The sequence below is a fragment of the Paenibacillus sp. IHB B 3084 genome, from assembly GCF_001447315.1.
Classification (GTDB): Bacteria; Bacillota; Bacilli; order Paenibacillales; family Paenibacillaceae; genus Paenibacillus.
This window is the reverse complement of record NZ_CP013203.1, coordinates 2,087,709-2,110,440: the sequence shown is the minus strand read 5'-3', so window position 1 is coordinate 2,110,440 and position 22,732 is coordinate 2,087,709. Positions and strand designations below refer to the sequence as shown.

Genomic DNA, 22,732 nt, shown 5'->3' with positions numbered 1-22,732 from the left:
GGCAAAGGCGAACGCTGCGCTTCTTCAGATTCAAATGAACCGCTGCGCTGCCAACCACCTTAAAAGCAACATATTATCGGGTTTTGTTGGTGTGGAATTTTTACACATTTAGCGTTTTAACAAAATGATTAACGCTTGGGCAGGAAGTCGTTGGTAAAGGCTTTATCGACTTCCAAGGGTTTGCTGAGCAGCTTGCGCTCATACATCCAGTCGGAGTAGTTTTTCCATACCTCCGCTTTTTGTACGCCCCATTGGGTGGCATCGTCCTGATAACGTGGGCTTAGCCATTTTTGGCTGGCGAGCACCAGCTTTTTATCCAGCTCCGGAACCGCTTTGGTCAAGATATCTGCGGCTTCTTCCGGGTGAGCGATGGTATATTCATAGCCTTGAGCGGTTGCGTCCATGAAGGACTTGACCAGCTCAGGATCATTTTTAATGGTCTGTTCGTTGCTCACGATGACAGGTGTATAGTAATCCAGGCTTTTGGAATAATCTTTTACATACAGCATATCCAGTGGCTCACCCCGTAGTTGGGCTTCAATCCCGGTCCATGCGTAGAAAATCCAGGCAAAGTCGATATCCCGCTTCACGGCTGTAAAATAATCGGCATTGCCCATGTTGATGATCTTCACCTTGCTTACATCACCTTTGTCTGCGTCCATGATGGATTTCATGACCGCTTCTTCTACGGGCGAACCCCAGCCGCCGTAGGTTTTACCTTCAAAATCCTTCGGGCTCTTAATCCCGCGGTCAACCGGGGCTGCGAAGCCTGATGTATTATGCTGAATGACCGCAGCGATGGATACGAGCGGTACCCCTTGCGTACGAGCCTGTGTGACGCCCTCCTGATAGCTGATACCAAAAGGTACAGCATTGGAAGCAACCATTTGATCGGCTCCGCCTGAGCCGGGTTGAACGATCTGGACATTCAAGCCTGCTTTTTCATAAAATCCTTTGTCCTTGGCGACATAGAGGCCCGTATGATTCGTATTTGGCGTCCAGTCGAGCACGACTTTAACGTCCTTGAGTCCCTTTGTCGGGGAGGATGATTGGGTGTTGGCGGCAGGAGTCTCGCCTTGTGGGGCAGAGGGGGAGCTTCCGCCGCAGGCGGTCAGGGTCAGGGCCATTAACCACAGGCTGATCAGCCCGAGGCTTAACATTTTCATGCGCTTCATCGTTGAGTTCTCTCCTTTATTACCCGTAATCCGTCGGATCAGACAGCTTATGTTTCCCATTTCACAAAAATAACTTCTGCCGGACGCTATCTGTTCCAACAACATCATCTTCAACAAAAAAAGCGCCCCGATGTTCCGGGACGCTTGCGCATGTATATACCAAAGTAAGGGATGGGCCTGGTCAAAGAAAAGGCGCATCTTGCTTAAGCATTCCTACGCTGGCATTACCCAGATCAGGTTGTAAGGGTCAGTGTCTTGGGACACACTCTCAGCCGGCCTATTCCAGCACCCCTGGCATTGTATAGTCGAATGGGTTATTCATTCGGGTTTACTACGACGATTATATGCCTAGAAGGCGGGTCTGTCCAGCATATAGGAAGAAGTGGCGGTTCATTTTCCAAACGACAGGGTACACTTTTACTGTGAGCTTTGTTCTGAAAATGACCATGATTCAATCGCTTAAAGTTGTTTTTCAGAATAGCTACGCAGGTATGGTTTGATGAGCTGGTGTTGGATCATGGCATAGGCCTTCAAAGGAATTCTAATTTGCGAAAAGGAGTTGTTGTACCGTGGGTAAAACGGAAACATTGGATCGCAGCCAACTGGAACAAGCCATTGTAAAGGCTTTGGATAACAACAAATTTTGCTCGTTGGGTACGGTAGAGGGCGGCAAGCCGAAGGTACGCTATATGGCTCTTTTTAACGAAGGGTTGAACATCCATCTGGCGACAGATCGCAAAACACATAAGGTGGAGGAGCTCAAGGACAACCCAAACGCTTATCTGCTGCTGGGCTATGAGGTTGGCGGTACAAAGGAAGTCGTAGAGGTTGAGGCGACTGTCCGTGTAACGGCTGACGAGGGATTGCGCAAACAAGTGTGGAATGATTCGTTGAAGGAATGGTTTTCTGGCCCGGATGACCCCGATTATGTCATTCTGGATGTAAATCCGACTCGAATTGAGTATGTGGGCAAGCAAACCGGACGTCAGGTGTGGGAAAAATAGAAACGGATAGAGTATGAGAAAACCAGCAATTCTCCGAGTTTTTTGGGAGGCTTGCTGGTTTTTATGTTTGCGAAAAATTAATTATTTTTTCATAAATAAATAGGGTAAATGACTACTCTTTTGTCCCGCGTTGGATTAAAATAGAAATGGTGGGTTCTAAACTTACATATATGTGCAAAAGTATGTGTATGAGGCCTACACCTTAATGAGGAGGGATATATTTTGTTATTTCATAAAAAATGGTTTAAAGGGTTTACAGCAGCCGTCGTAGCCTGTAGTATGCTGGTGTTTTCAGCCGCTCCGTCTTGGGCTGCCAGCGAATCCAAGGATAGCGCTACAGTGAATTTGCGGATCATGGAAACAACGGATATTCATGCGGCCTTGATGAATTACGATTACTATGCGGACAAGGAAACGAACGAATATGGCTTGATTAGCACAGCCGGACTGATCCAGCAGGCGCGCAGTGAAAAGAGAAACAGCCTGTTGTTCGATAACGGCGACTTGTTGCAGGGCAATCCACTGGGTGATTATATGGCCAGAAGCAAAACCTTCGAGAAAGAAGGCGGTGTCCATCCGGTCTACAAGATGATGAACTTGATGGACTATGATGCGGCTACGGTGGGGAACCACGAATTTAACTATGGTCTCGACTTTTTGGAAAGATCGCTCAAGGGAGCTGATTTCCCTTACGTAAATGCGAACGTGTATTACGATGATGGGGGCCAAGGTACTAAAAATTATTTTACCCCTTATCGCATTCTGGATAAAGAAGTGACGGATGAAAAGGGTGAAGTTCATTCACTCAAAGTGGGCGTGATTGGCTTGGTAACACCACAAATTACGCAGTGGGATGAAAGTAATTTGAAGGGCAAAGTCGTTACCAAGGATATTGTGGAAACGGCGAAAAAGTTTATTCCTCAAATGAAAACCGAGGGTGCTGAAATTATTATTGTGCTGGCACACACAGGTTATGAGGATGTACCGCAAACTCCATTGATGGAGAATGCCGTTAAATATTTGAGCAAGGTAGACGGAATTAACGCTATTTTATTTGGACACGCGCATAAATCTTTCCCCGGCCCTGATTTTAAAGGAATGGGCGGTGTAGACCTGGATAAAGGAACCATTAATGGCGTACCGGCTGTAGAAGCTTCCTCATGGGGCAAGGAGCTGGGCATTATTGACCTGAGCCTTGAAAAGAAAAACCGCGTGTGGAATGTAACCAACTCTCAGTCGGAAGTGCGCCCGGTTGTGAATACTACCAATCCAGCGGTGCAACAGATCAAACCCGAATTCAAACTGACAGAGGCGGTCCAGGACGAACATAAAGGAACATTGGATTATGTTCGTCAACCGGTGGGAACCACGACCGCACCGATCAACAGTTATTTTGCATTAGTGCAGGATGACCCATCCATTCAGATTGTGACGAATGCACAAAAATGGTATGTACAAAACCATCTTAAAGGGACCGAATACGAAAATCTTCCCGTATTGTCGGCTGGCGCCCCATTCAAGGCTGGTGGTCGAAACGGTGCCGAGTATTATACCAGCATTCCTGAAGGCACGATAGCCATTAAAAACGTGTCCGATCTGTACGTGTACCCGAACACGGTTCAGGCCGTAGAAGTTACCGGTGCTGAAATTCAGGAATGGCTGGAATGGTCTGCGGGCCAGTTCAACCGTATCGATCCAAAGAAAACCGAGGAACAATCGCTGATTAACAAAGATTTCCCTACCTACAATTTTGATGTCATTGACGGTGTGAATTACCAGGTTGATGTGACTCAGCCTGCACGATATGATGCCAAGGGAACCGTTATTGATCCTTCTGCTCATCGTATCAAGGATTTACAATACAACGGGAAAGCAATTGATCCTGCGCAGAAATTTATCGTAGCGACCAACAACTATCGTGCTTCCTCATCCAAACTGGCAAATCCGGATGGCGAACGCATTGTGATGGCAGCACCGGACGAAAGCCGCCAGGTCGTTATTGATTACATCCGTACGAACGGAACGATTAATCCGGCTGCGGATGGCAACTGGTCTATTGCTCCTTTCGGTGAGGCAAAGATTACCTTCGAATCCTCGCCTGATGCCAAAGACGTGCTTGCCGGAAACCAGCAAATTTCATTCCTCGGCAGCGCGGCTGACGGCTTTGCTAAATATAGTCTTAAAGCTGGCGCGAAGCCCAATGCAGCAACGACACCTGTAAAGGAAACCGTGACTCCAGCGAAAGCAACAGCGAAGCCTGCCGTAAAAGCAACCAAACCTGCGGTGGTTAAACCAGCTAAAACAACCAAGCCAAAGGCTTCCAAATAAGTTCTGTTTTTGGGCTTCCATTTAAAACGAATAAAGCAGCAAGTCTCTGTAGCTGAGAGATTTGCTGCTTTTTGTTTCCACGGATAAAGTTCTTGAATTTATAAATGGTACGAAAGACTTTGATTTTTTGTCGAATATACACTTAAGTCCTAGGTTGTAGCCGGAAATAACCTTATTTTTTGTGAAAACACATAATTACATAGTACTTTTGTTCTAGTTATTTGTGATATAATGGTGAAAAAACCGGAAAATTGTTCCGAGGAGGACCATTATGACTTGCAGCAATTGCAGCATCATATTACCTATTAAGGACCAGGGGTTGCTAAAAATCAGGCATTCCAGGGTATCGCTTACTCAAGCGTTGGACAACTTGGGTATGCTGTCGGAACAAATGAAACAGGAACAAGGGAGCGAGGACGACATTGCGTTTCGCTATGACAGTCCTTTAGAGCTGGAGCAATGGATGGACAGACTGGCTCTTCTGCCGAAGGAATGGTTGTTACATATGGAGGTTGTGGTGACCGGAACGTTTCATGTCGAAGGGTATGAGGATTGGCTTCCATTCAGCCAACTGCAAGCCCGAATCAAGCATCCGAATGTCATGGACATTATTGCGGATCAAAGCTTTTCCAGCCATATGCAGCCTATTGTTGACCACAAGCTGAATATTATCGGGTTTGAGTTTTTGCTGCGTCCGTCACATGCAGAGAGACCTTTTCAGCCTTTCCGGCTGTTTGAAATCGCCCGTGAAGCTGGCTTGCATGCTCATCTGGATCGCTCGGCTCGTATTTCCGCTATTGAAAAAAGTGCAACATGTCTTTCAGCGGGAATTAAACGTTTTATTAACTTTCTCCCTTCCACCATTTATAATCCGGCTTATTGCTTGAATCACACTTTTGAGACGATTGATCGGTTATCCATGAATAGGAAGGATTTTGTGTTTGAGGTCGTAGAAACGGAAGAGATAGACGACCTTAATTTTTTGCATCATATCTTTGATCAATATCGCAATCGAGGAGTTTCGGTTGCCCTGGACGATGTGGGGGCAGGTTATTCTACGACAGAGCTGATGAACTGTCTCCAGCCGGATTATGTCAAAATTGATCGCAGTTTAATTGATGGCTGTTATCGCAACAGTGATCAGAAGCGACAAATTACAGGGATCGTGGAATCGGCTTCTCGTTTTGGCGGCCAGGTACTGGCTGAAGGCGTTGAACAGATGGAGGATTTTGAATTTTGTCGTGAAGCAGGTGTGTCCCTGGCGCAGGGTTATTTGTTTGGCAAGCCGGAGTCGAGTCCGCCCCCCAATTTTATGCTTAGTAGCGTAATATAGTCAGGAACAAATTTAAGGAGACGTAGTTTATAAAAATTGGAGCTTAAATAAGGCTGTCGCATAAGCAAATTCCAATTCTATTGGACAGCGCTTATATCACCATTAATGTAAAAAAACGCGAGTGCAGAGGTTATTTCACCCCTGCAACTCGCGTTTTTTGGTCATGCTTGCCCACCTGAGCAAGTTCTGGACAAGCGAAGCCACCCAGTCTCCAATTTTACTTGGTAAGGAACGTTAAAAGCCCGGAGGCAGTTTACGACCGTTTTTATTTTTAAAGTAAAGATTGACGTCTTGAATACAATTGGATACAGTGTATTATATAAGAAACAGTGTTTCTTGTGTAATACACCGTATCCATACTAGGTAAAAAGTTTAACATTACAGGGAGGACAACCAAAATGAAAGCAGTGCAACTGAAAAACGGTTTTGGCTTTGAAGAGTTAACCTTGACGGAACTTGACATACCGGTGCCGGGACGGCTGGAAGTTCTGATCCGCATAAGGGCAGCGTCCCTAAATTACCGGGATTTGGTAATTCTCAATGGAGTAATGCCGATCGGCATTCAATTTCCCTTCATTCCGTTATCCGATGGAGCGGGTGAAATTGTAGCTGTGGGCGAAGGGGTGACAAAATTTCAGATTGGACAAAGGGTAGCAGGAAATTTACAACAGAAATTCATTGGCGGGAGCACGAGAGCGGAGGTATTAAAGGACAGTCTGGGAGGCCCGCTCAGTGGAGTGGCGGCTGAATATATCGTTCTGCATGAAGAAGGGGTCGTCGCCATTCCGGATCACCTTTCTTGGGAGGAGGCTTCCACCTTGCCGATTGCGGCATTAACCGCATGGAGCATGCTGATGGAATCCGGCGGGCTGCGAGCGGGGGATACGGTGCTCTTGCAAGGAACAGGCGGTGTTTCCATCTTTGGGCTTCAATTCTCTCTGATGGCGGGAGCACGGGTAATTATCACATCGAGCAGCAATGACAAGCTGGAACGGGCAAAAGCTCTCGGCGCATGGCAGACAATCAACTATTCGGAAGTTCCCGAGTGGGATAAGGTGGCCCTGGAGCTGACAGGCGGCGGAGTCGACCATGTCCTGGATGTAGGGGGAGCGGCAACAATGGCGCAATCCATCAATGCACTTCGTACCGGAGGGACTGTGAGCATGGTCGGATTCTTATCGGGCTTGACCATTCCTGAGTTCGATGTCACCAGCATTTTGCAGAAGGCTGCGACGATTCGCGGCAGCCAAGTCGGTAACCGGGAACATTTCGAAAACATGAATCGTGCCATTTCCCGCCATCGTTTACATCCTGTCGTCGACCGGGTATTCCCGCTCAGCCGAATCGGCGAAGCCTTCGCACTTTTGGCTGAAGGAAAACAGTATTTCGGTAAAATCGTCGTTCAAATATAAATATAATTCACATCACATAGGAGGCACTCTAATGCCCAGTAAACCTGATTTGTCTGTCAAAGATTCTCAAGGAAGAAAGAATAAGAAACCGCGTAAATGGGTACGCAGAACCGGATTATCGCTGCTGGCGGTAATCCTTCTGGGAGTGGTTATTTTTATGCTCATCCCTTCCCCTGTCCAGCCTGCAAAATGGCTTGCACCTTCGGCCCCCTCTTTTGAACAAGCGGGTCCATGGCAACAAAACAATAAACTCAGCTCCGCAGAGCTTGTTACAGATGCCCCTAAGTTTCCGGAATTTATCACCTTTGACAAGGAAGGAAGTTTATATACTGGAGACTCCGACGGGGAAATTTATAAGGTTGCCTTTGATACAAAGGGCAATCCGCAAAAGGCCCAGCTATATGCAGATACCAAAGGAACGCCCAATGGACTTATGTTTGACGCAAGTGGAAATCTGATCGTTACGGATGTTAAGAAGGGGCTGCTATCGGTAGATCCTTCCGGAAACGTGACGGTGTTGGCCGATCAAGTCGACGGCACACCGATCTATTTGGCCAACGAGCTGGATATTGCCAAAGATGGTACCATTTATTTTTCTGACACCTCCAATTATGGCAGTGTAGTCTTCAAAGAAATCGCCGAGAACAAGCCACATGGACGTTTGCTGAAATATGATCCGGCGACCAAGCAGACGACAGTTCTGTTGGAAGGCCTTTATTTTGCGAACGGGGTTGCCTTGTCTGCGGACGAAGATTTTGTGCTTGTGGCAGAGTCGTATCACTACCAATTGACCAGATACTGGCTCAAAGGGCCGAAGAAGGGGACTTCGGATATTTTTGCGGATAATCTCGCCGGTTTTCCGGATAACATTACGCGTGATGATCAAGGCCATTTCTGGGTCGGTCTCTTCACGACACGTATTCCCTTTGTAGATCAGATGCATGGAAGCCCGTGGCTGGCTGGAATGATGGCCAAATTGCCTCAATCGCTGCTCAGCGGTGCAAGCGCACCTGTGAAGCATGGGCTTGCTGTGGAGCTTAATCCGCAGGGTAAACTCATCGGAAGCTGGCATGATCCTGAAGGCTCGGTTTATGGGGTAACCACGGTTGTAAACCATGACGGATATTTATATATAGGTACAGCTCCTGGAGGCAGCCAGGGTGTTCATCGCGTGCTTTTAACCAAATAAGCTTGGGAGGGTTTAACATGATATTGGATGAGTTGAAATTATCCTGGAAAGCGAAGGAAAGCCTGGCCGGGAAAGTAGCTTTGGTAACAGGCGCAAGTAGCGGCATTGGGGCATCGATTGCAAAAAAACTGGCAGAGCGAGGCGCGTATGTAGCTGTATTGGCACGCCGTCAGGAGCGATTGGACGAACTGGTTCGCGACTTGCACCAAGAGGAATTGTACGAGGTCATGGCAATACCTGCCGATATCCAAAAAGCGGAAGACGTACAGCAGGCGGTCCACGCCATTCTTGAACGCTGGGGGCGGCTTGACATTATCGTTGCCAATGCCGGCTTCGGGTATCGAAGCCCACTGGCAGAAGTGGATCTGGAAAGATGGGAGGAGCTTTACAAGACGAATGTGCACGGTCTTGTCCTGACATTGAAGTACGGACTTCAGCCAATGAAGGAACAGGCCAAGGGGGATGTTGTCATTGTTTCCTCTATTGCAGCGAAGGAAGTGGTTGCCGGAGGAGGACTATACAGCGCTACCAAGTACGGCGTTAGCGCCATAGCCTCCGCATTGCGTTTGGAGACCAGTACACAAGGAATTCGTGTAACTGCGATTCACCCCGGGGCGGTGGCGACGGAATTTTCGCAGGTGGCCGGATATCCCGAGCAGGAAATTCGGGCGTTTGCTTCGAGCGTTTTGCCGCTGCATCCCGATGATGTTGCAGAAGCTGCCCTTTATGCACTGGAGCAGCCGGAGCATGTCAATATTCCAGAGTTGACCATTATGCCTTCGAGGCAGGTCCAGCGGTTCAAATAGAGCGATATTTATTCTGACACAAACCGGGTATGGTCATCGCCGATGCCGGTATGGCGGCGAAGAGGACTACGTGCCTTCGCTTGACCATAACCTGCTCAATTGGGTGAGCATGAACCAAAAAGCGCGAGCTACAGGGGGAATAACCCTTGCACTCGCGCTTTTTTACATTAATGACGAAGCGTGACAGCTCCATTTACTATAGCGCAGACCATATCCTGTGAAAATTTTGGCCCCACGTTCGCTCATCCAGTCATCGTGAGCACAGCTATAGTGTAATAACGTACAGACCTAGCGGCGTAGTTGCACTGCCGGCGACCATGAAGCTGAGATTATAGCTGGATCTGCCGGGAGGGACGCTGATATCAGCCAATCGGCATACCTTGGTATTATCTCGTAGCAGAGGGATACCATATACACGATCATCCACACGCACAGACCCGGCGAACGCTCCGCCACGCGGATTGGCGTAGATGCGGACCGTACGTTCCTCGTCATCATCGTTAACGATGGGAATGGTTGCGTTATAGATAACACCGAATTGTCCGCGGTTATCAAGTGCAGGGCCCAACTCGCTGCGGGTCCCGGTAAACAGCAGATCGGCGGGAGTCTTACCGTCCAGTTTTTTGGTGGCACATGTCCGGTAGTTGGCACTTTGCCCGACCACGTATTCCGGCATCTGCGCGTTCGTTTCGGAAAAGGACCATGCACCGCGCGGATGTGCCTGCGGCGGCGGTACGGGTGGTAGCGGCTCCGCATGAATCCCGCGCAGGTCGGTCTGTATATCCTTGCTGACCACAGTGCGAATGACATAATCCAGCGTACCGTGGCCTTCGGCATATTCTACGGTGAAGTCATAGGTGAATCCGGCAAGGGACCCCTCGGGAAGTTCGAATTCTTCCAGCAGCGCTGTGCCTTTGCCAAATTTATGACGGTCTACTGGCTTCAAGCGCTTCATCGTACCTGCCAAACAGCTTTTGGCAATCGACTGCCCGACATCCATAATCCAGTTACCATCCTCAGGCGCAATCTCAAGAGCTCGCTCGATATGACGTACTTCCAGCGCAGCATCGCTTTTATTCTCTACGGTGATGCCCAGTTTGACGGGTCCGCCGATTTTGTTGTAATGCCAGCCGAAAATGCGATGCTTGACCGTCCGGCTTGTCGTGCGCACCACATCATGCCACAGGGTAGCTTGCCGGGCAGGTACAGTCACGGGGGTGAGCGTCTCCGGGTTATCGCTAAGCATCAGGCGGCGCTTTCCTCCTTCGGTGGCTGATTCCACATCCACATTGATATTCGGTGGGATCACAGCCGACTCCACAATCAGATCCTTTGGTTCTTTAAGGCGATGGTTCATGTGACTTCCTCCTTTGATTTAGAGAATGGGACCGCTTCTGGTTCATAGATAGGGTGGTTCATATTTATAGGTAACGCCGGAGTAACTTTTACAACCTGTTTTTAAAAATGTTTTTTCAATCTCCCTTCTCCCCATTATACAAACGATTCGCCAGCAGGTATTGCGTGTATGTTAAGAGCATATGCTATTGGATGTACAGAGAAGCTACAGGAGGGAAACATGCCTAAAAAGATATGGTGGAAGGAAGCCGTTGTGTATCAGATTTATCCGATTAGCTTTCAGGATTCGGACGGAGACGGAAAAGGAGATTTGCGAGGCATTCTGTCCAGGCTGGACTATCTGAGTGAGATGGGCATTGATGTCATCTGGATTTGTCCGGTGTATAAATCACCCAATCATGATAACGGCTACGATATTAGCGATTATTATGCCATTATGGATGAGTTCGGAACAATGGAAGACTTTGATAAACTCCTTCACAAGGCGCATGAACGAGGCATTAAAATTATGATGGATATGGTTTTAAATCATACATCGGATGAGCATCCGTGGTTTACGGAATCACGCTCGTCCAAGGATAATCCGAAACGGGACTACTACATATGGCGAACAGGCAAAAATGGCGGATATCCAAACAATTGGGAATCGTATTTTTCCGGTTCTGTGTGGAAATATGACAAGCTTACAGACGAATATTACATGCATCTGTATTCCGAGCATCAGCCGGATCTTAACTGGAACAATGAAGAAGTGGTCGCTGAATTGTACCGCATGGTGGAATGGTGGCTGAAAAAGGGAGTCGATGGCTTCCGGTTTGACGCCATAGCCCATATTGTCAAAGCCGAAGGGCTGCCGGATGCCGATAATCCCGAGAAACGGACATTGGTACGGGCCTATCAGCTCTTTTCCAATTTGGAACAAGTGCATGTGCTTCTTCGCATGCTGAATGAAAGAGTACTGGAGCGGTACCCCTTAATGACCGTCGGTGAAACATCGGGTTTGGGTCCTGAACAGGCACTCGATTATGTGGGAGATCAGCGGCATGAGCTGAATATGGTTTTCCAGTTTGAACACATGTTTATAGATGCCCAGGGACAGGGAACAGAAAAATGGAAATCCAAGCCGTGGACACTGGTAGAGTTAAAAAAAATTATGAGTCGATGGCAGACGGTGCTTCATCAGGAGGGGTGGAATGCGAATTATCTGAACAACCATGATCAGCCGCGCGCCCTCTCGCGATTCGGGAATGATGGACAGTACCGAGTGGAGTCGGCCAAAATGCTGGCAACCTTCACACATATGCTTGAAGGTACGCCGTACATTTATCAGGGCGAGGAAATCGGCATGACGAATATCGCGTATTCGTCGATTGATGATTACCGGGACGTGGAGACATTGAATTATTATGAGCAGCAGCGGAAGCTGGGCGAACCGGAAGAGCAGATTATGGCGGCAATTTGGAGAAAAAGCCGGGATAATGCGCGGACACCCATGCAGTGGAATGGAGGGCGTGCGGCCGGGTTTACCGATGGAGAGCCGTGGATGAAAATCAACGATAATTACACGCATATCCACGTTGAAGCGGAAAGACATAACCCGGATTCGATTTTTCACTATTATCGCAAGCTGATTGCCCTGCGTAAACAGCTTGAGGTAATCGTTTATGGTGAATATAAGCTGCTGCTGCCGCTGGATACCGAGCTGTATGTGTTTACCCGCACGTTGGAGAAGGAGCAGCTGCTAGTTATTTTGAACTTTTTTGGTCGTAACCCGGTATTCCACTGGCCTGAGGAGGAGGGCTATCCTGCCGCCAAAGCAGAGCTGCTTCTGTCCAACTACGAGTCGGTAAAAGGGGAGAATCTGAACGCCCTGAAGCTGCGTCCTTATGAAGCCAGAGTGTATAAGTTAAGCTTGGAATAGGCGTGCAGTTTTTGCGCCCGCTTGCCGATATCCAGATTGTTGAGTATAGGGTGATTGGCTGCGCCTGTATAGGCATAATCCCGATCGCTGTCGATCAGATAGGTGGTTTGATGTTCCTCCAGGAGTGCAAGCAGGGCTTCCGCCACTTCCGGCAAGAAGGCTTTTACATGAGTCACAGTTATCAGTGAACCGTTCCCGCCAATCAGGGCATAGGAATGAAAACGTTCAGGAAGCACAGGCAGCATGTCGCGGATCGGGCGGGCCGAGGCGTCCTCCAAATATTTGTCCGATCTATTATATCCAAACCCTTCTTTGAGCGTAAAGTAAAAAGCCCGATCCCACTGTCTATACCAGGCAGTGGGATCGGGCTAGTACATACAAGACTTACCGGATTAAGATGCTTCTCTAGTGGTAATGTTTGACCTTAAGGTCGTCCAGACTTTTGAATTCATACCCTTGCTTGCGAGCTTCGTCAATGATAGAACCAAGCGCTTCGGCATTGTCCTTGGACACGGAATGGAGCAGAATGACCGCTCCGGGGTGGAGCTGATTCATGACCTGACGATAGGCATAGTCTGTACCTTGCTGGATATTCGTATCCCAGTCCTTGTAAGCCACAGACCAGAATACGCTTGTATATCCGGCTTCCCGGCAGGAAGTCAAGGCTTTTTCGCTAAAAATGCCGCGTGGCGGTCGGACGTATTTCATTTCTTTTTGTCCGGTCAATTCGGCCGACGCGCTTCGTACCTTATCTAGTTCCGACCGGATCTGTGCCGAAGAAATTGTACTCATATCAGGATGGCTCCACGAATGGTTCCCGATGATATGACCTTCGCTGGCCATACGGCGCATCAAGGCAGGCTGGTCTTTTACAAAATGCCCGGTCACAAAGAAGGCAGCCGGGACTTTTTTAGCCTTCAATACATCCAGCACTCTGGGGGTAAATCCATTTTCATAGCCGTTGTCAAAGGTGAGATACAGTTCTTTTTTGGTCGTATCTCCCAGAAAGATGCCTCCCTGTCTTTCGATCAGGTGCATAAAGCCCTCTTGCGCGATGGAAGGCAGCTCGCCTCCTTTGCTTTTTTTAAATCCAAAATGATAAGGCTGTCCGTCAACAGCCTGCGTAGCTAGTGCGGGTTGACTCGTAACTACCAACATGCCAACCATCGCAGTGCATAACCATAAGGCAAATATTCGCTTCATCTATGTTCCTCCGTTTCTCCGTCCCGTTCGGGTAAGGTGTGTATGCATATTCCATAGATTCTGCAAAACGGTTCTTTTTTATGCAATATGAATTAATGGGAAGAGTGGCTTTAATTCCCTCTAATCTTAAAACCTGGTTTTTTAATGAGATATGTATGATATTAATTCATAGAAGAGGAACGTAAATGATAATGTGTATTAAAAAACTCATATTGACATGAATATTAATTCCAAGTAGTATACTTTTTAAAACATACTTCATTACTCGGATTTGGATATAAGCAAAAATTGACCTGTACGTTTGTTGCTAGAGTTGGCAGAATCCGCATTGACAGGTCTGGAAGACAAATTAATAGAGGTCGGAACGGAAGGGGCTCCCAGTAATGATTGAACTCAAAAATGTATCCAAAACCTATGTAAGAAAAGGCTTAAGCATAGAAGCGTTAAAAAATATAAATATCAAAGTGGATAAAGGTGATATCTTTGGCTTTATCGGATTCAGCGGCGCAGGTAAAAGTACGCTGATCCGGTTGGTTAACCGTCTCGAAGAGGTCACCACCGGGGAAGTTCTTGTCGAAGGAGAGCGGTTGAATACTTATTCGACATCGGGGCTTCGGAAGGTAAGGAAGAAGATCGGAATGATTTTTCAGCATTTCAATCTGTTGGAGTCGAAAACGGTGTTCGACAATATTGCGATTCCGCTAGTGCTGCTCAAGCGCAACAAACGGGAGATTGAGCAACGGGTAAAAGAGTTGCTGGAGTTCACAGGCTTGTCCGATAAGGCGAACAGCTATCCGAGTGAGCTGTCCGGCGGACAGAAGCAGCGTGTCGGCATTGCGCGGGCGCTGGCAAGCAACCCTTCCATTCTGCTCTGTGATGAGGCCACTTCGGCACTTGATCCGCAGACCACGCAGTCGATTCTGGATTTGCTTCGTAAAATCAACAAGGAATACAAGATCACCATTCTGATCATCACGCATGAGATGTCAGTCATTCAGCGGATTTGCAACAAGGTGGCTGTGATGGAAAAGGGTGAAATCATCGAGCAAGGCAATGTGCTGGAGGTATTCGGACAGCCACAGCACCCGACAACGCAAAGCTTTGTGCGTACGGTTATTCACGATACGGTGCCGGATAGTGTACTGCAAACGTTCGAACAGCAAGAAGCACAGCGGATTTACAAGCTGGAATTTATCGGACAGGCTGCTTCCGAGCCGGTGGTCCATGAATTGATACGGCACCATGAGGTCTATGTCAATATTTTGTTTGCCAATATGACGGAAATACAAGAGACGACCATTGGCTATATGACAATCCAGGTGCGCGGGGAGGAGCATGCTGTCCAGCAGGCTGTTGATTTTATCAAGAGTAAAGGGGTCAACATTCAGGAGGTGAAGGCCATATGATGATTACAGGAACCTCTATAACCTGGGATCAACTGTGGGAAGCTTTATATCAATCCTTGCTCATGGTCAGTATCTCGCTGTTTATTGGCGCATTAATCGGTATACCTATCGGTATCTTGCTGGTCATTACCCGTCCGGGCGGGATTTTGGAGAGCAAATGGTTTTATGGCATTTTTAATCCGATCATTAATATTGTTCGTTCCTTGCCGTTTATCATATTGCTGGTAGCGATCATTCCGTTGACGCGTCTGATTGTGAATACATCGATTGGAACCAGCGCGGCGATTGTACCATTGATTTTCTATATTGCGCCATATATCGGCAGACTGGTCGAGAATTCGCTGTTGGAGGTTAATCCAGGCATATTGGAGGCAGCCGACGCGATGGGAGCGACCCCTTTTCAGGTTATTCGTTACTTCTTGCTCCCCGAAGCGTTCAGCTCCCTCATTCTGTCGTTAACGACAGCCGCAATCGGCTTGATTGGAGCCACTGCCATGGCAGGCGCAGTCGGAGGGGGCGGGATTGGCGATCTGGCGATATCGTATGGTTATCAGCGGTTCGATACGGTCGTTACGCTCATTACCGTCGTAATTCTTGTTGTATTTGTACAAGTTGTTCAGTCCTTGGGTAACCTATTGTCCCGTAAAGTGCGCAGGGGTTGATTTTTATAATGAATTTATGGATTTTAGTTGTGAACCCGCCAATATTGGCGGGTTTTTTCGTCGCGGACGACAAAGCCCGGCACGTGGAGAGAAGCAAAGATCGTTCTTATATTTTGACTTGCGGTTGTTAGGGAAGGACTGTAGTTACTTATATTAGTGGAGGGGAAATGATGCTGACATCCAATGAATGTGGAGCCATTCCGATGTACAGCGACTCCATCGCATCTCTTCAATACTATTTTAGGGGGAAACAAATATGGAGAGAACCGCCAAAACCTATGCAGCAGCAATTGACTCTTTAAATGTTGAATCCAATTATTTACCTAAGGGGGTGTTACTCATTGTAACGAATTTGCACAAGATGTAATGAAGAAGATGTCGGCCGCCCTGCCTGGTGGTTTAGCTAATGAAATGGCAGATGCATTGAGTAATAAAAAAGCTCCCGGTTGGTATGCTGTCACATTCAGCGACGCTCAAAAAAGGGCCAACCTCGGTTATCCAACAATCGGTATCAAAAAAGAGACAGGTCATGGTCACGTGGTGGTGGTCAGACCTAAAGGTTCATCCATTACAGCATTGAAAGAAGTACAGGTTGCACAGGCAGGCACTTCTAATTTTAACAGTAAAACGATCAATTGGTCGTGGAAGGCGGCAGACCTGCCAGGAGTAAAATTTTATACGCACGATTAATTAGGCTGAAAGCAGCAGTAAACAACTCAAAGGCGCGGCTTTATGCTTTCCGCACCTTTGAGTTATAAGATTTACTTTGAAGGTAAGTGCTTGGTAAGGAGAAATGCAATACCCTGTTCTTTCGATGCCACGGCGTAGCCATTTGCAAAAGAAGAGGATATATTCAAATATTGAAGTTTGGTCAGCAGCTTGCCTTGGCGGTCAATGTAGCCGAACTTACCGTCAGAATTCGTTCCAACACCCACGAGGGCAATGCCTTCCTTGAAAGACTCGGCTCGGGTATATTTCTGATAACCAATGACCAATTTTCCTTTGGGATCAATGAAACCGACTTTGCCGTTTTGATTATAAACAGCGGCTAAACCTTCGCTAAAATAATTTGCATCCGTATACCGAAAAGGAATAACGTTCTTTCCCAGCTTATTGATAAAGCCCCACTGACCTTTGGTGTTTTGCACGGCAGCCAGCCCTTCGGAGAAATCGCCCCCGGATTTATATTGCAGAGGAATAACAACTTTCCCTGTCGTATCAATGTACCCATACATTCCTTTACTGCTTTTAACCAGAGCCAGCCCTTCGTAAAATCCACGGGAAGTGGCATAGTGATAAGGAATAGCTAATTGTCCTTTTTTATTGATAAACCCGATTTTATCGCCTTTTGGATTGTATACCAAAGCCAAGCCATATGTGAAATGATAATCTGAACTATATTTTTGCGTCAAACGGGTAACGGTCTTTCCTGTTCGGTCGATGAGGAAATCGCTTTTGTTATCTGCTGTTATTACGTGGGCCAAGCCTTCGGAGAAATTACCTGCATCTGTATATTGGCAAGGAATAGCCAGTTGTCCTTTCGTGTTAATGAAGCCGTACAAATTCGTTTTATTGTTTTTAACCATCGCACGTTGCTCGTTAAAATCGCTGACAGGTGAAATATAGTCGGGAAGGGTAAAGGCTTCTTTCCCTTTCGCGTTATAGTACACGAGCGAGCCGTTGGATTGTTCCGCAAATAGCAAGCCATCATGAAAGTTCCCGTCACTTTCAGGTATAACCATACTATAATCGAGAGGTGTTTGAGAAACTTCAAGAGTTGGCGTGTTGCTAGATGCGAAGCCTGTGCTGGTCGTTGTGAATGCAGTACATAACAGTAGTAAAGCTAATGCTACCTTTTTTTTCATTTCAATGCTCCTTCATGGGTTCCATTTTATAGAAAATAATTCCATGGATATAGACGAACAATTTGTAAATAAGTTTCTTTATACTGTGTTTTTTATATTAGACTGCTTAAAAATATGATGTGAACGGTAATTCGATCTCGTGTTAGTGCCGGATGAAAAGAGTTGATGTGTTTTTACGGCTTCTATGCTTAGAAAATAACGTGCACAAACAGGCTGCTTGTAGGCAGCCTGTTCGCATGTTGTTGGAATCCGGAACTCCTATTTATCAGGGATATGAAATGATTTCAAATAGTTTTGGATATCGGTCTGAGGGGTTTTAAGCAAGCCCAACAGTAACGATTGCAGGGTATGCAGCGTGTCTATATGGGCTTCAATCTCAACAATCTTTTTTTGAACAATTTCCCTCAATGTGGTTTCGTCCATCTCCTGACTGAGCAGTTGGAGCGTTTCTTGTATTTCCTTAAGTGAATATCCTAAGGATTTGGCATCTTTAATAAACTTGATCTTTACCAGATAGTCATCCGTATATATGCGGTATCCATTCGCAGCCCGCTTGGGAGCAGGCAAAACACCATTATTCTCGTAATAACGAATGGTTGCCATGCTCAATCCGGTACGCTGTGACAGCTCGCCCCGTGTCATTCCCTCCCATGCCTGAACCTCCGATTTTCTAGTAAAATTGCTACTTTTTATATCAGAAACAGCTATGATCTCTTTTTCGTATATGTGGGATCGAAAGACACTACAATATAGCCATGACTCACCAGCTCCTCCACAGCCGTCATGCTCTGAAATCGGGTAGAACGGATACCGGGTGAGAACAGCAGCACCGGATATTTTGCCTCAGCGTTTGATATTTCTGCACCTTGGACGACGTGTGTAGGAATCGTTGTGAGGTAACTGAACAGTTGCTTCGGTATCCCGAACACAAGACTGATGGCTTCTCCCAGCTCAGCAGGGTAAGGCTCTTTCGGCTTTTGCTTTGCTACATCGGGATCAACAGGATACCAGACATTGATCATCAATTCCCGCTTGTCGCCCGGTGTCGCACTGAGGGTTTCGTCACGGCTTTGATCGGTCAAATGCTGCGAAATGGTGCCAATGGCATATTTCCCCGTCGGTTCAGGGAGGGAGAAGGCAGGCAATACATGCGCACTTTAGATGGGTTCCTGGTAATTCTAAGGATGAATCCGATGATAAGTATCCATGCAACAAGATAGGTCGGAAGCATTTGCAAGCGAAAATGATTCATAGTTCCATGCAGCAGCACAGCGATCTCAAGTGTCCTCATGATGTAAGACCTCCATCCTTTAGATCAAGCATAAACGTTGAAGTATACTACAAGGTCAATCACCTAATATTTTTCAATCCGTAGCCTCTTTTCTCTATGATCTGCTATTCGCCGATACAACTTCTCCTACTCTAGCATATTCATATAACATATCTCTTCGCAGTTGAGATCGACTCAAGGATGGTTTATATCCGTCTGAACAGGGGACTCGCAAATGAGAGATTTAAAGGAAAATCAATGTATTTTAAGGAGGTAATTGTTTTGGGAAGAAAGAGACGAAGCGGTTTTAAAAATAAAAGAATTTCGGTAGACGTCAAACAATCTTCTTCAGCTCAGACAGGACAAGGTGGCAACCCCATTTCTATCAATGCTTCTGATGTCGGGGTCGTAAGAACAGATATTCAAAATAAGTAATCAGATAAAAAAAGCTATGCAAACAACGCGTACCAGTACATAATCAGCGCGCGTTGTTTGAGTTTAGCCTGAAAGCATGCTATTCATCATCTTTCAAGTACATTCCGGTCATTAACCTCTTATACTCTGCATCAGTCTCACGGGAAGCAAATAAGCGAAAACGTTCATATAGCCCTATACATTTGATCGTATACGATTTATTGTCGACTTCCAGGGATTTGTCCAAGCCGTCGATTAAATAGCTAAAGCCAAGGTCAAAGGCTCCTCTGCTTAAATAATAGTGAGCCAGCTCATGCAGAAATAGAATATATAAATCTGGCGTGATCTTGTGCGTATACGTAACGATAGCTTTTTCCCGCGCCATAAAGGCTGTAATGTCTGTTTCGAACTTTTTAAGAAAATAATCTACCTTGATATCCTGCTGATTGGCAGCTCTGACGATTTTAAATAAACCCGGTATTAGCTCCGTTTGTGAAGCCTCAATGCATGTAACATAATCCAAAATAGCGCTTACATCTCCGGTTAGCATTTTATATAAACATATACTGGAGCGTGCCCATTCTTTGCATTTGTTCAGCCAGTATTGTGTTTCCTCATCCGTCTCCTTCACCCAGCTTAGATCAGCATACGCGTACGTATATTGTAGGGCTTGCTTGTAGTCTCCCTGGGCCTCGCAAATATTCGCACGAAGATAGTTAGAGTAGGCCATATAAAAGAACATCGGTCTTTGTGGCTTTTTGAGTGGTTCCTGATTAACCATATTGGGCTGGTGCATAAGAAGGTATTGAAAATTAGCCTCATCGTCCATATCCTGAGCCAGGTCCTTGGCTAAATCCCACAATTTCCTTTGGATATAGGCAATCGCCAGTTCTCTTAATGCGTCAAGTCGGTCTATATCATCAAGCTGATCCAAAAGTGGAAAAACCCGGTTAGCAGCATCGACGTTTTGTTCTTTATCGGGTCCCAGCCCAAGAATAAACAGGCGATACTGGCACAAGGCCAGTCGTTCTGAACGTCGGCCTCCCTCCCTTTTGACGATATTTTTGTAGAGCAGGGCTGCGGCGGCATGTTTGTCATGTATAAAAAAATCCTCAGCTACTTCGAACAACAGAGGGGCGTAATTCGTGTTATCCAACCATAAGTAGCTGGTTTGCCGAATACACTCCAGCTTGCCCAGTTCTTCACATCGGTATAAAAAAGGTTTAATGTGACGACAATCAGGTAAGGATTCGACCAGATATTCTTCGATGTAATGCTCATAAAAATGGCCTGGATTCAGTCGCATACCGTATGTAACCCGATCCAGTTGCTCTACCGAGAATGGCATTTTTTTGCCCAAAATAGCATGGACTGTTTCCGTTTCTACATCCGCCATTTCGCAAAATTGGATAATGCTTAGGTCTTCTCGTGCCATGAATTGCTCCAGCTCTGTGCGTATCGTGGTTGTATGTTCCAAATGAACCACCCCTTTCACAATCCGGATGCTAAATCAGCGTTTATCTGAACATATTATACCACCGTTTTGGGAATGTTTGTATGTAGATAGGAGTAGCCTCAAGGGATGAGACTACTCCGTTTATTAAAAGGAGAGCGTCTATTCCACCCGCTTCGCAGGCGCTGCCTTCAGCACGGCGTAGCCGTAGGGTGGAAGCTCGGCGCGGAAGCCTTTCGCTCCTGCGGACCACTGGCTTTCGCCAAAAGCCAATTCCCATTCCTGCTCGGGAATGTCCAGCTCAAACACGTGGCTCTTACCGGAACGGTTAAGCAGCACGAGCAGCACCTCTTCCTCGCTGCTGCGTTCGTAGGCGAGGGATGTGCCCTCCGGCTCTGCCTCCAGAAAAGTGAGGCTTCCCGCGGCACGCAGCGCCGGGTGCTCCTTACGCAGCGCAATCAGCTTGCGGTAAAAGTCGAACAGCTCGCGGTCCTGCTTGTCAGGGTCCCACTCCATGCACTTGCGACAGCCTGGATCGGCATCTCCATCCAGACCGATTTCATCACCGTAATAGATGCAGGGCGCGCCCATGTACGTGAACTGGAACAGAGCGGCCAGCCGCATCAGCCGCTTGTCATCGCCACACAGCGTCAGGAGGCGCGGCGTGTCGTGGCTATCCAGCAGATTGAAGGCAACCTCGGATGCCTGCTGCGGATAGCGGGCCAACTGCCGTCCGATGGCAAAGGCGAAGCTTTGGGCATCGGTTTCTTTTTTGACGAAAAAATCATTCACCGCGTAAGTGAACGGATAATTCATCGTCGCATCAAACTGGTCGCCCTGTAGCCATTCAGACGATTCATTCCACATTTCACCCAGAATGTACGCATCCGGGTTAGCCTGTTTGACCGTGGTGCGGAACTCCCGCCAAAAGGCGTGATCCACCTCATCTGCCACATCCAGCCGCCACCCGTCGATGCCGATCTCTTCGATCCAATATTTTGCCACATCCAGCAGGTACTTTTTCACCTCGGGATGCTCGGTGTTCAGCTTGGGCATCATCGGCTCCAGCCCGAAGGTATCGTAGGTCGGTGTATCATCAACGACTTCCAGCGGGAAGCTATGTACGTGGAACCAGTCCTTGTAAGGGGAGGCTTCGCCTTTTTCCAGTACGTCCACGAACGGCTTAAAGGTACGTCCCGAATGGTTAAACACTGCATCGAACAGTACCCGGATTCCCCGGTCGTGGCAGGCATCCACCAGTTTTTTTAACGTCTCCTTGTCCCCAAAATGCGGGTCCACCTCCATATAATCCTCAGTATCGTATTTATGATTGGTCGTCGCCTTGAACACAGGAGTCATATACAGGGCGTTAATCCCCAACTCGTTCAGGTGGTCCAGATGATCTATGATCCCCTGTAGATCGCCGCCGAAAAAATTGTCGGTTCGCGGCGTGTCGCCCCATGCCTCGGCACCTTCCGGGCTAATAGAGGGGTCACCGTTTGCGAAGCGTTCCGGGAAAATCTGATAAAAAACCGCATCCTTCACCCATGCAGGTGGTTTGAGAATATCAATTGGATTCAAAAACGGGTATTGGAACAGGCTGTCTGCATTTTGAGGTTCTTGGGTGGTAAAGTCGTTCTCGTTCATCCATAGTTGTTCTTCTTCGTCTTCCAGCAAAAATCCATATTTCAGCCGGCGGTGAGTGGGCTTTACGGTACATTGGTAGTAATCAAATCTGCCGTCGGTGGCGAATTTGGACATCGGAATGAGCTGTCGGGTGCGATCCCAGTCGTATTTGTCTCCGGTTAGAGCGTGTACGGCGGTCAGGTCATTTTTCTTCACACGAAGCCGTAAAAATAGGGTTGCATCATCATAACCAAAAGCCCAATTGCGCTTCGGATGATGGTATATCGCTTCCAGCAGCATATGGTATTC

The 22,732-nt window shown here is 47.2% G+C and carries 20 protein-coding genes and 1 riboswitch; of the genes, 11 read left to right on the top strand and 9 right to left on the bottom strand.

What is annotated here, in order from left to right; genetic code table 11:
* Nucleotides 1–128 precede the first annotated feature (128 nt).
* Entirely contained in the window at nucleotides 129–1,175 is a 1,047-nt protein-coding gene (locus ASL14_RS09910) for an ABC transporter substrate-binding protein (RefSeq protein WP_134911457.1), read from the bottom strand.
* 193 nt (nucleotides 1,176–1,368) lie between these two features.
* Nucleotides 1,369–1,478, bottom strand: a riboswitch (TPP riboswitch).
* A 266-nt stretch (nucleotides 1,479–1,744) separates the two neighbouring features.
* Between ASL14_RS09910 and ASL14_RS09905 the strand changes: the two genes are divergently transcribed.
* From ASL14_RS09905 to ASL14_RS09880, 6 genes are all read left to right on the top strand, one after another.
* Complete coding sequence (locus ASL14_RS09905) at nucleotides 1,745–2,179, top strand: pyridoxamine 5'-phosphate oxidase family protein (protein WP_134911456.1); 435 nt, start codon at nucleotides 1,745–1,747, stop codon at nucleotides 2,177–2,179.
* 222 nt (nucleotides 2,180–2,401) lie between these two features.
* Complete coding sequence (locus ASL14_RS09900; protein WP_134911455.1) at nucleotides 2,402–4,507, top strand: bifunctional 2',3'-cyclic-nucleotide 2'-phosphodiesterase/3'-nucleotidase; 2,106 nt, start codon at nucleotides 2,402–2,404, stop codon at nucleotides 4,505–4,507.
* 271 nt (nucleotides 4,508–4,778) lie between these two features.
* Nucleotides 4,779–5,840 (top strand): EAL domain-containing protein, encoded by a 1,062-nt coding sequence (locus tag ASL14_RS09895; RefSeq protein WP_134911454.1) that lies wholly within the window; start codon nucleotides 4,779–4,781, stop codon nucleotides 5,838–5,840.
* A gap of 398 nt (nucleotides 5,841–6,238) precedes the next feature.
* Complete coding sequence (locus ASL14_RS09890; protein WP_134911453.1) at nucleotides 6,239–7,252, top strand: zinc-dependent alcohol dehydrogenase family protein; 1,014 nt, start codon at nucleotides 6,239–6,241, stop codon at nucleotides 7,250–7,252.
* Nucleotides 7,253–7,283: 31 nt separating this feature from the next.
* Nucleotides 7,284–8,441, top strand: a complete 1,158-nt coding sequence (locus tag ASL14_RS09885) for an SMP-30/gluconolactonase/LRE family protein (RefSeq protein WP_134911452.1) — start codon at nucleotides 7,284–7,286, stop codon at nucleotides 8,439–8,441.
* A gap of 17 nt (nucleotides 8,442–8,458) precedes the next feature.
* On the top strand, nucleotides 8,459–9,247 hold the full coding sequence (locus ASL14_RS09880; protein ID WP_134911451.1) for an SDR family oxidoreductase: 789 nt from the start codon (nucleotides 8,459–8,461) through the stop codon (nucleotides 9,245–9,247).
* Nucleotides 9,248–9,512: 265 nt separating this feature from the next.
* On the opposite strand, the gene ASL14_RS09875 is transcribed toward ASL14_RS09880, so the two are convergent.
* Complete coding sequence (locus ASL14_RS09875) at nucleotides 9,513–10,604, bottom strand: hypothetical protein (RefSeq protein ID WP_134911450.1); 1,092 nt, start codon at nucleotides 10,602–10,604, stop codon at nucleotides 9,513–9,515.
* Nucleotides 10,605–10,823: 219 nt separating this feature from the next.
* On the opposite strand from ASL14_RS09875, the gene ASL14_RS09870 reads away from it, so the two are divergent.
* Nucleotides 10,824–12,524: a glycoside hydrolase family 13 protein gene (locus tag ASL14_RS09870; protein WP_134911449.1), complete on the top strand. Its 1,701-nt coding sequence runs from the start codon at nucleotides 10,824–10,826 to the stop codon at nucleotides 12,522–12,524.
* On the opposite strand, the gene ASL14_RS09865 is transcribed toward ASL14_RS09870, so the two are convergent.
* Together ASL14_RS09865 and pdaA are read right to left on the bottom strand one after the other, a co-directional pair.
* Nucleotides 12,488–12,802, bottom strand: coding sequence for a hypothetical protein (locus ASL14_RS09865; protein WP_420873697.1), 315 nt, complete (start codon nucleotides 12,800–12,802; stop codon nucleotides 12,488–12,490). The two genes, ASL14_RS09870 and ASL14_RS09865, sit on opposite strands and share 37 nt — an antisense overlap.
* A 127-nt stretch (nucleotides 12,803–12,929) precedes the next feature.
* Nucleotides 12,930–13,727 (bottom strand): delta-lactam-biosynthetic de-N-acetylase, encoded by a 798-nt coding sequence (pdaA, locus tag ASL14_RS09860; protein ID WP_134911448.1) that lies wholly within the window; start codon nucleotides 13,725–13,727, stop codon nucleotides 12,930–12,932.
* A gap of 383 nt (nucleotides 13,728–14,110) precedes the next feature.
* Here pdaA and ASL14_RS09855 point away from each other — a divergent pair, with 383 nt between their 5' ends.
* The 3 genes from ASL14_RS09855 to ASL14_RS09845 all read left to right on the top strand — a co-directional run bounded on the left by ASL14_RS09855 (nucleotide 14,111) and on the right by ASL14_RS09845 (nucleotide 16,485).
* The gene (locus ASL14_RS09855; RefSeq protein ID WP_134911447.1) at nucleotides 14,111–15,133 is read left to right on the top strand and encodes a methionine ABC transporter ATP-binding protein; all 1,023 of its coding nucleotides are present in this window, start codon (nucleotides 14,111–14,113) and stop codon (nucleotides 15,131–15,133) included.
* Nucleotides 15,130–15,795: a methionine ABC transporter permease gene (locus ASL14_RS09850; RefSeq protein ID WP_044646264.1), complete on the top strand. Its 666-nt coding sequence runs from the start codon at nucleotides 15,130–15,132 to the stop codon at nucleotides 15,793–15,795. The genes ASL14_RS09855 and ASL14_RS09850 overlap by 4 nt, the downstream gene beginning before the upstream one ends.
* A gap of 366 nt (nucleotides 15,796–16,161) precedes the next feature.
* Nucleotides 16,162–16,485 carry a hypothetical protein gene (locus ASL14_RS09845; protein ID WP_223264278.1) on the top strand — a complete coding sequence of 108 codons (324 nt, stop codon included), beginning with the start codon at nucleotides 16,162–16,164 and terminating at the stop codon, nucleotides 16,483–16,485.
* Nucleotides 16,486–16,556: 71 nt separating this feature from the next.
* Here ASL14_RS09845 and ASL14_RS09840 read toward each other — a convergent pair whose 3' ends face one another.
* The 3 genes from ASL14_RS09840 to ASL14_RS09830 form a co-directional block, all read right to left on the bottom strand.
* On the bottom strand, nucleotides 16,557–17,660 hold the full coding sequence (locus ASL14_RS09840) for a WG repeat-containing protein (RefSeq protein ID WP_134911446.1): 1,104 nt from the start codon (nucleotides 17,658–17,660) through the stop codon (nucleotides 16,557–16,559).
* A gap of 258 nt (nucleotides 17,661–17,918) precedes the next feature.
* Nucleotides 17,919–18,302 (bottom strand): MerR family transcriptional regulator, encoded by a 384-nt coding sequence (locus ASL14_RS09835; RefSeq protein WP_134911445.1) that lies wholly within the window; start codon nucleotides 18,300–18,302, stop codon nucleotides 17,919–17,921.
* A 62-nt stretch (nucleotides 18,303–18,364) separates the two neighbouring features.
* A complete protein-coding gene (locus ASL14_RS09830; RefSeq protein WP_223264277.1) occupies nucleotides 18,365–18,805 on the bottom strand; it encodes an alpha/beta hydrolase in 441 nt (146 codons plus the stop codon).
* A gap of 407 nt (nucleotides 18,806–19,212) precedes the next feature.
* On the opposite strand from ASL14_RS09830, the gene ASL14_RS27345 reads away from it, so the two are divergent.
* Nucleotides 19,213–19,365 (top strand): hypothetical protein, encoded by a 153-nt coding sequence (locus tag ASL14_RS27345; protein WP_187644946.1) that lies wholly within the window; start codon nucleotides 19,213–19,215, stop codon nucleotides 19,363–19,365.
* Nucleotides 19,366–19,444: 79 nt separating this feature from the next.
* Here ASL14_RS27345 and ASL14_RS09825 read toward each other — a convergent pair whose 3' ends face one another.
* Nucleotides 19,445–20,821, bottom strand: coding sequence for a tetratricopeptide repeat protein (locus ASL14_RS09825; RefSeq protein WP_134911444.1), 1,377 nt, complete (start codon nucleotides 20,819–20,821; stop codon nucleotides 19,445–19,447).
* A 138-nt stretch (nucleotides 20,822–20,959) separates the two neighbouring features.
* Nucleotides 20,960–22,723 carry an alpha-glycosidase gene (locus ASL14_RS09820; RefSeq protein WP_134911443.1) on the bottom strand — a complete coding sequence of 588 codons (1,764 nt, stop codon included), beginning with the start codon at nucleotides 22,721–22,723 and terminating at the stop codon, nucleotides 20,960–20,962.
* Between the last annotated feature and the right edge of the window lie 9 nt (nucleotides 22,724–22,732).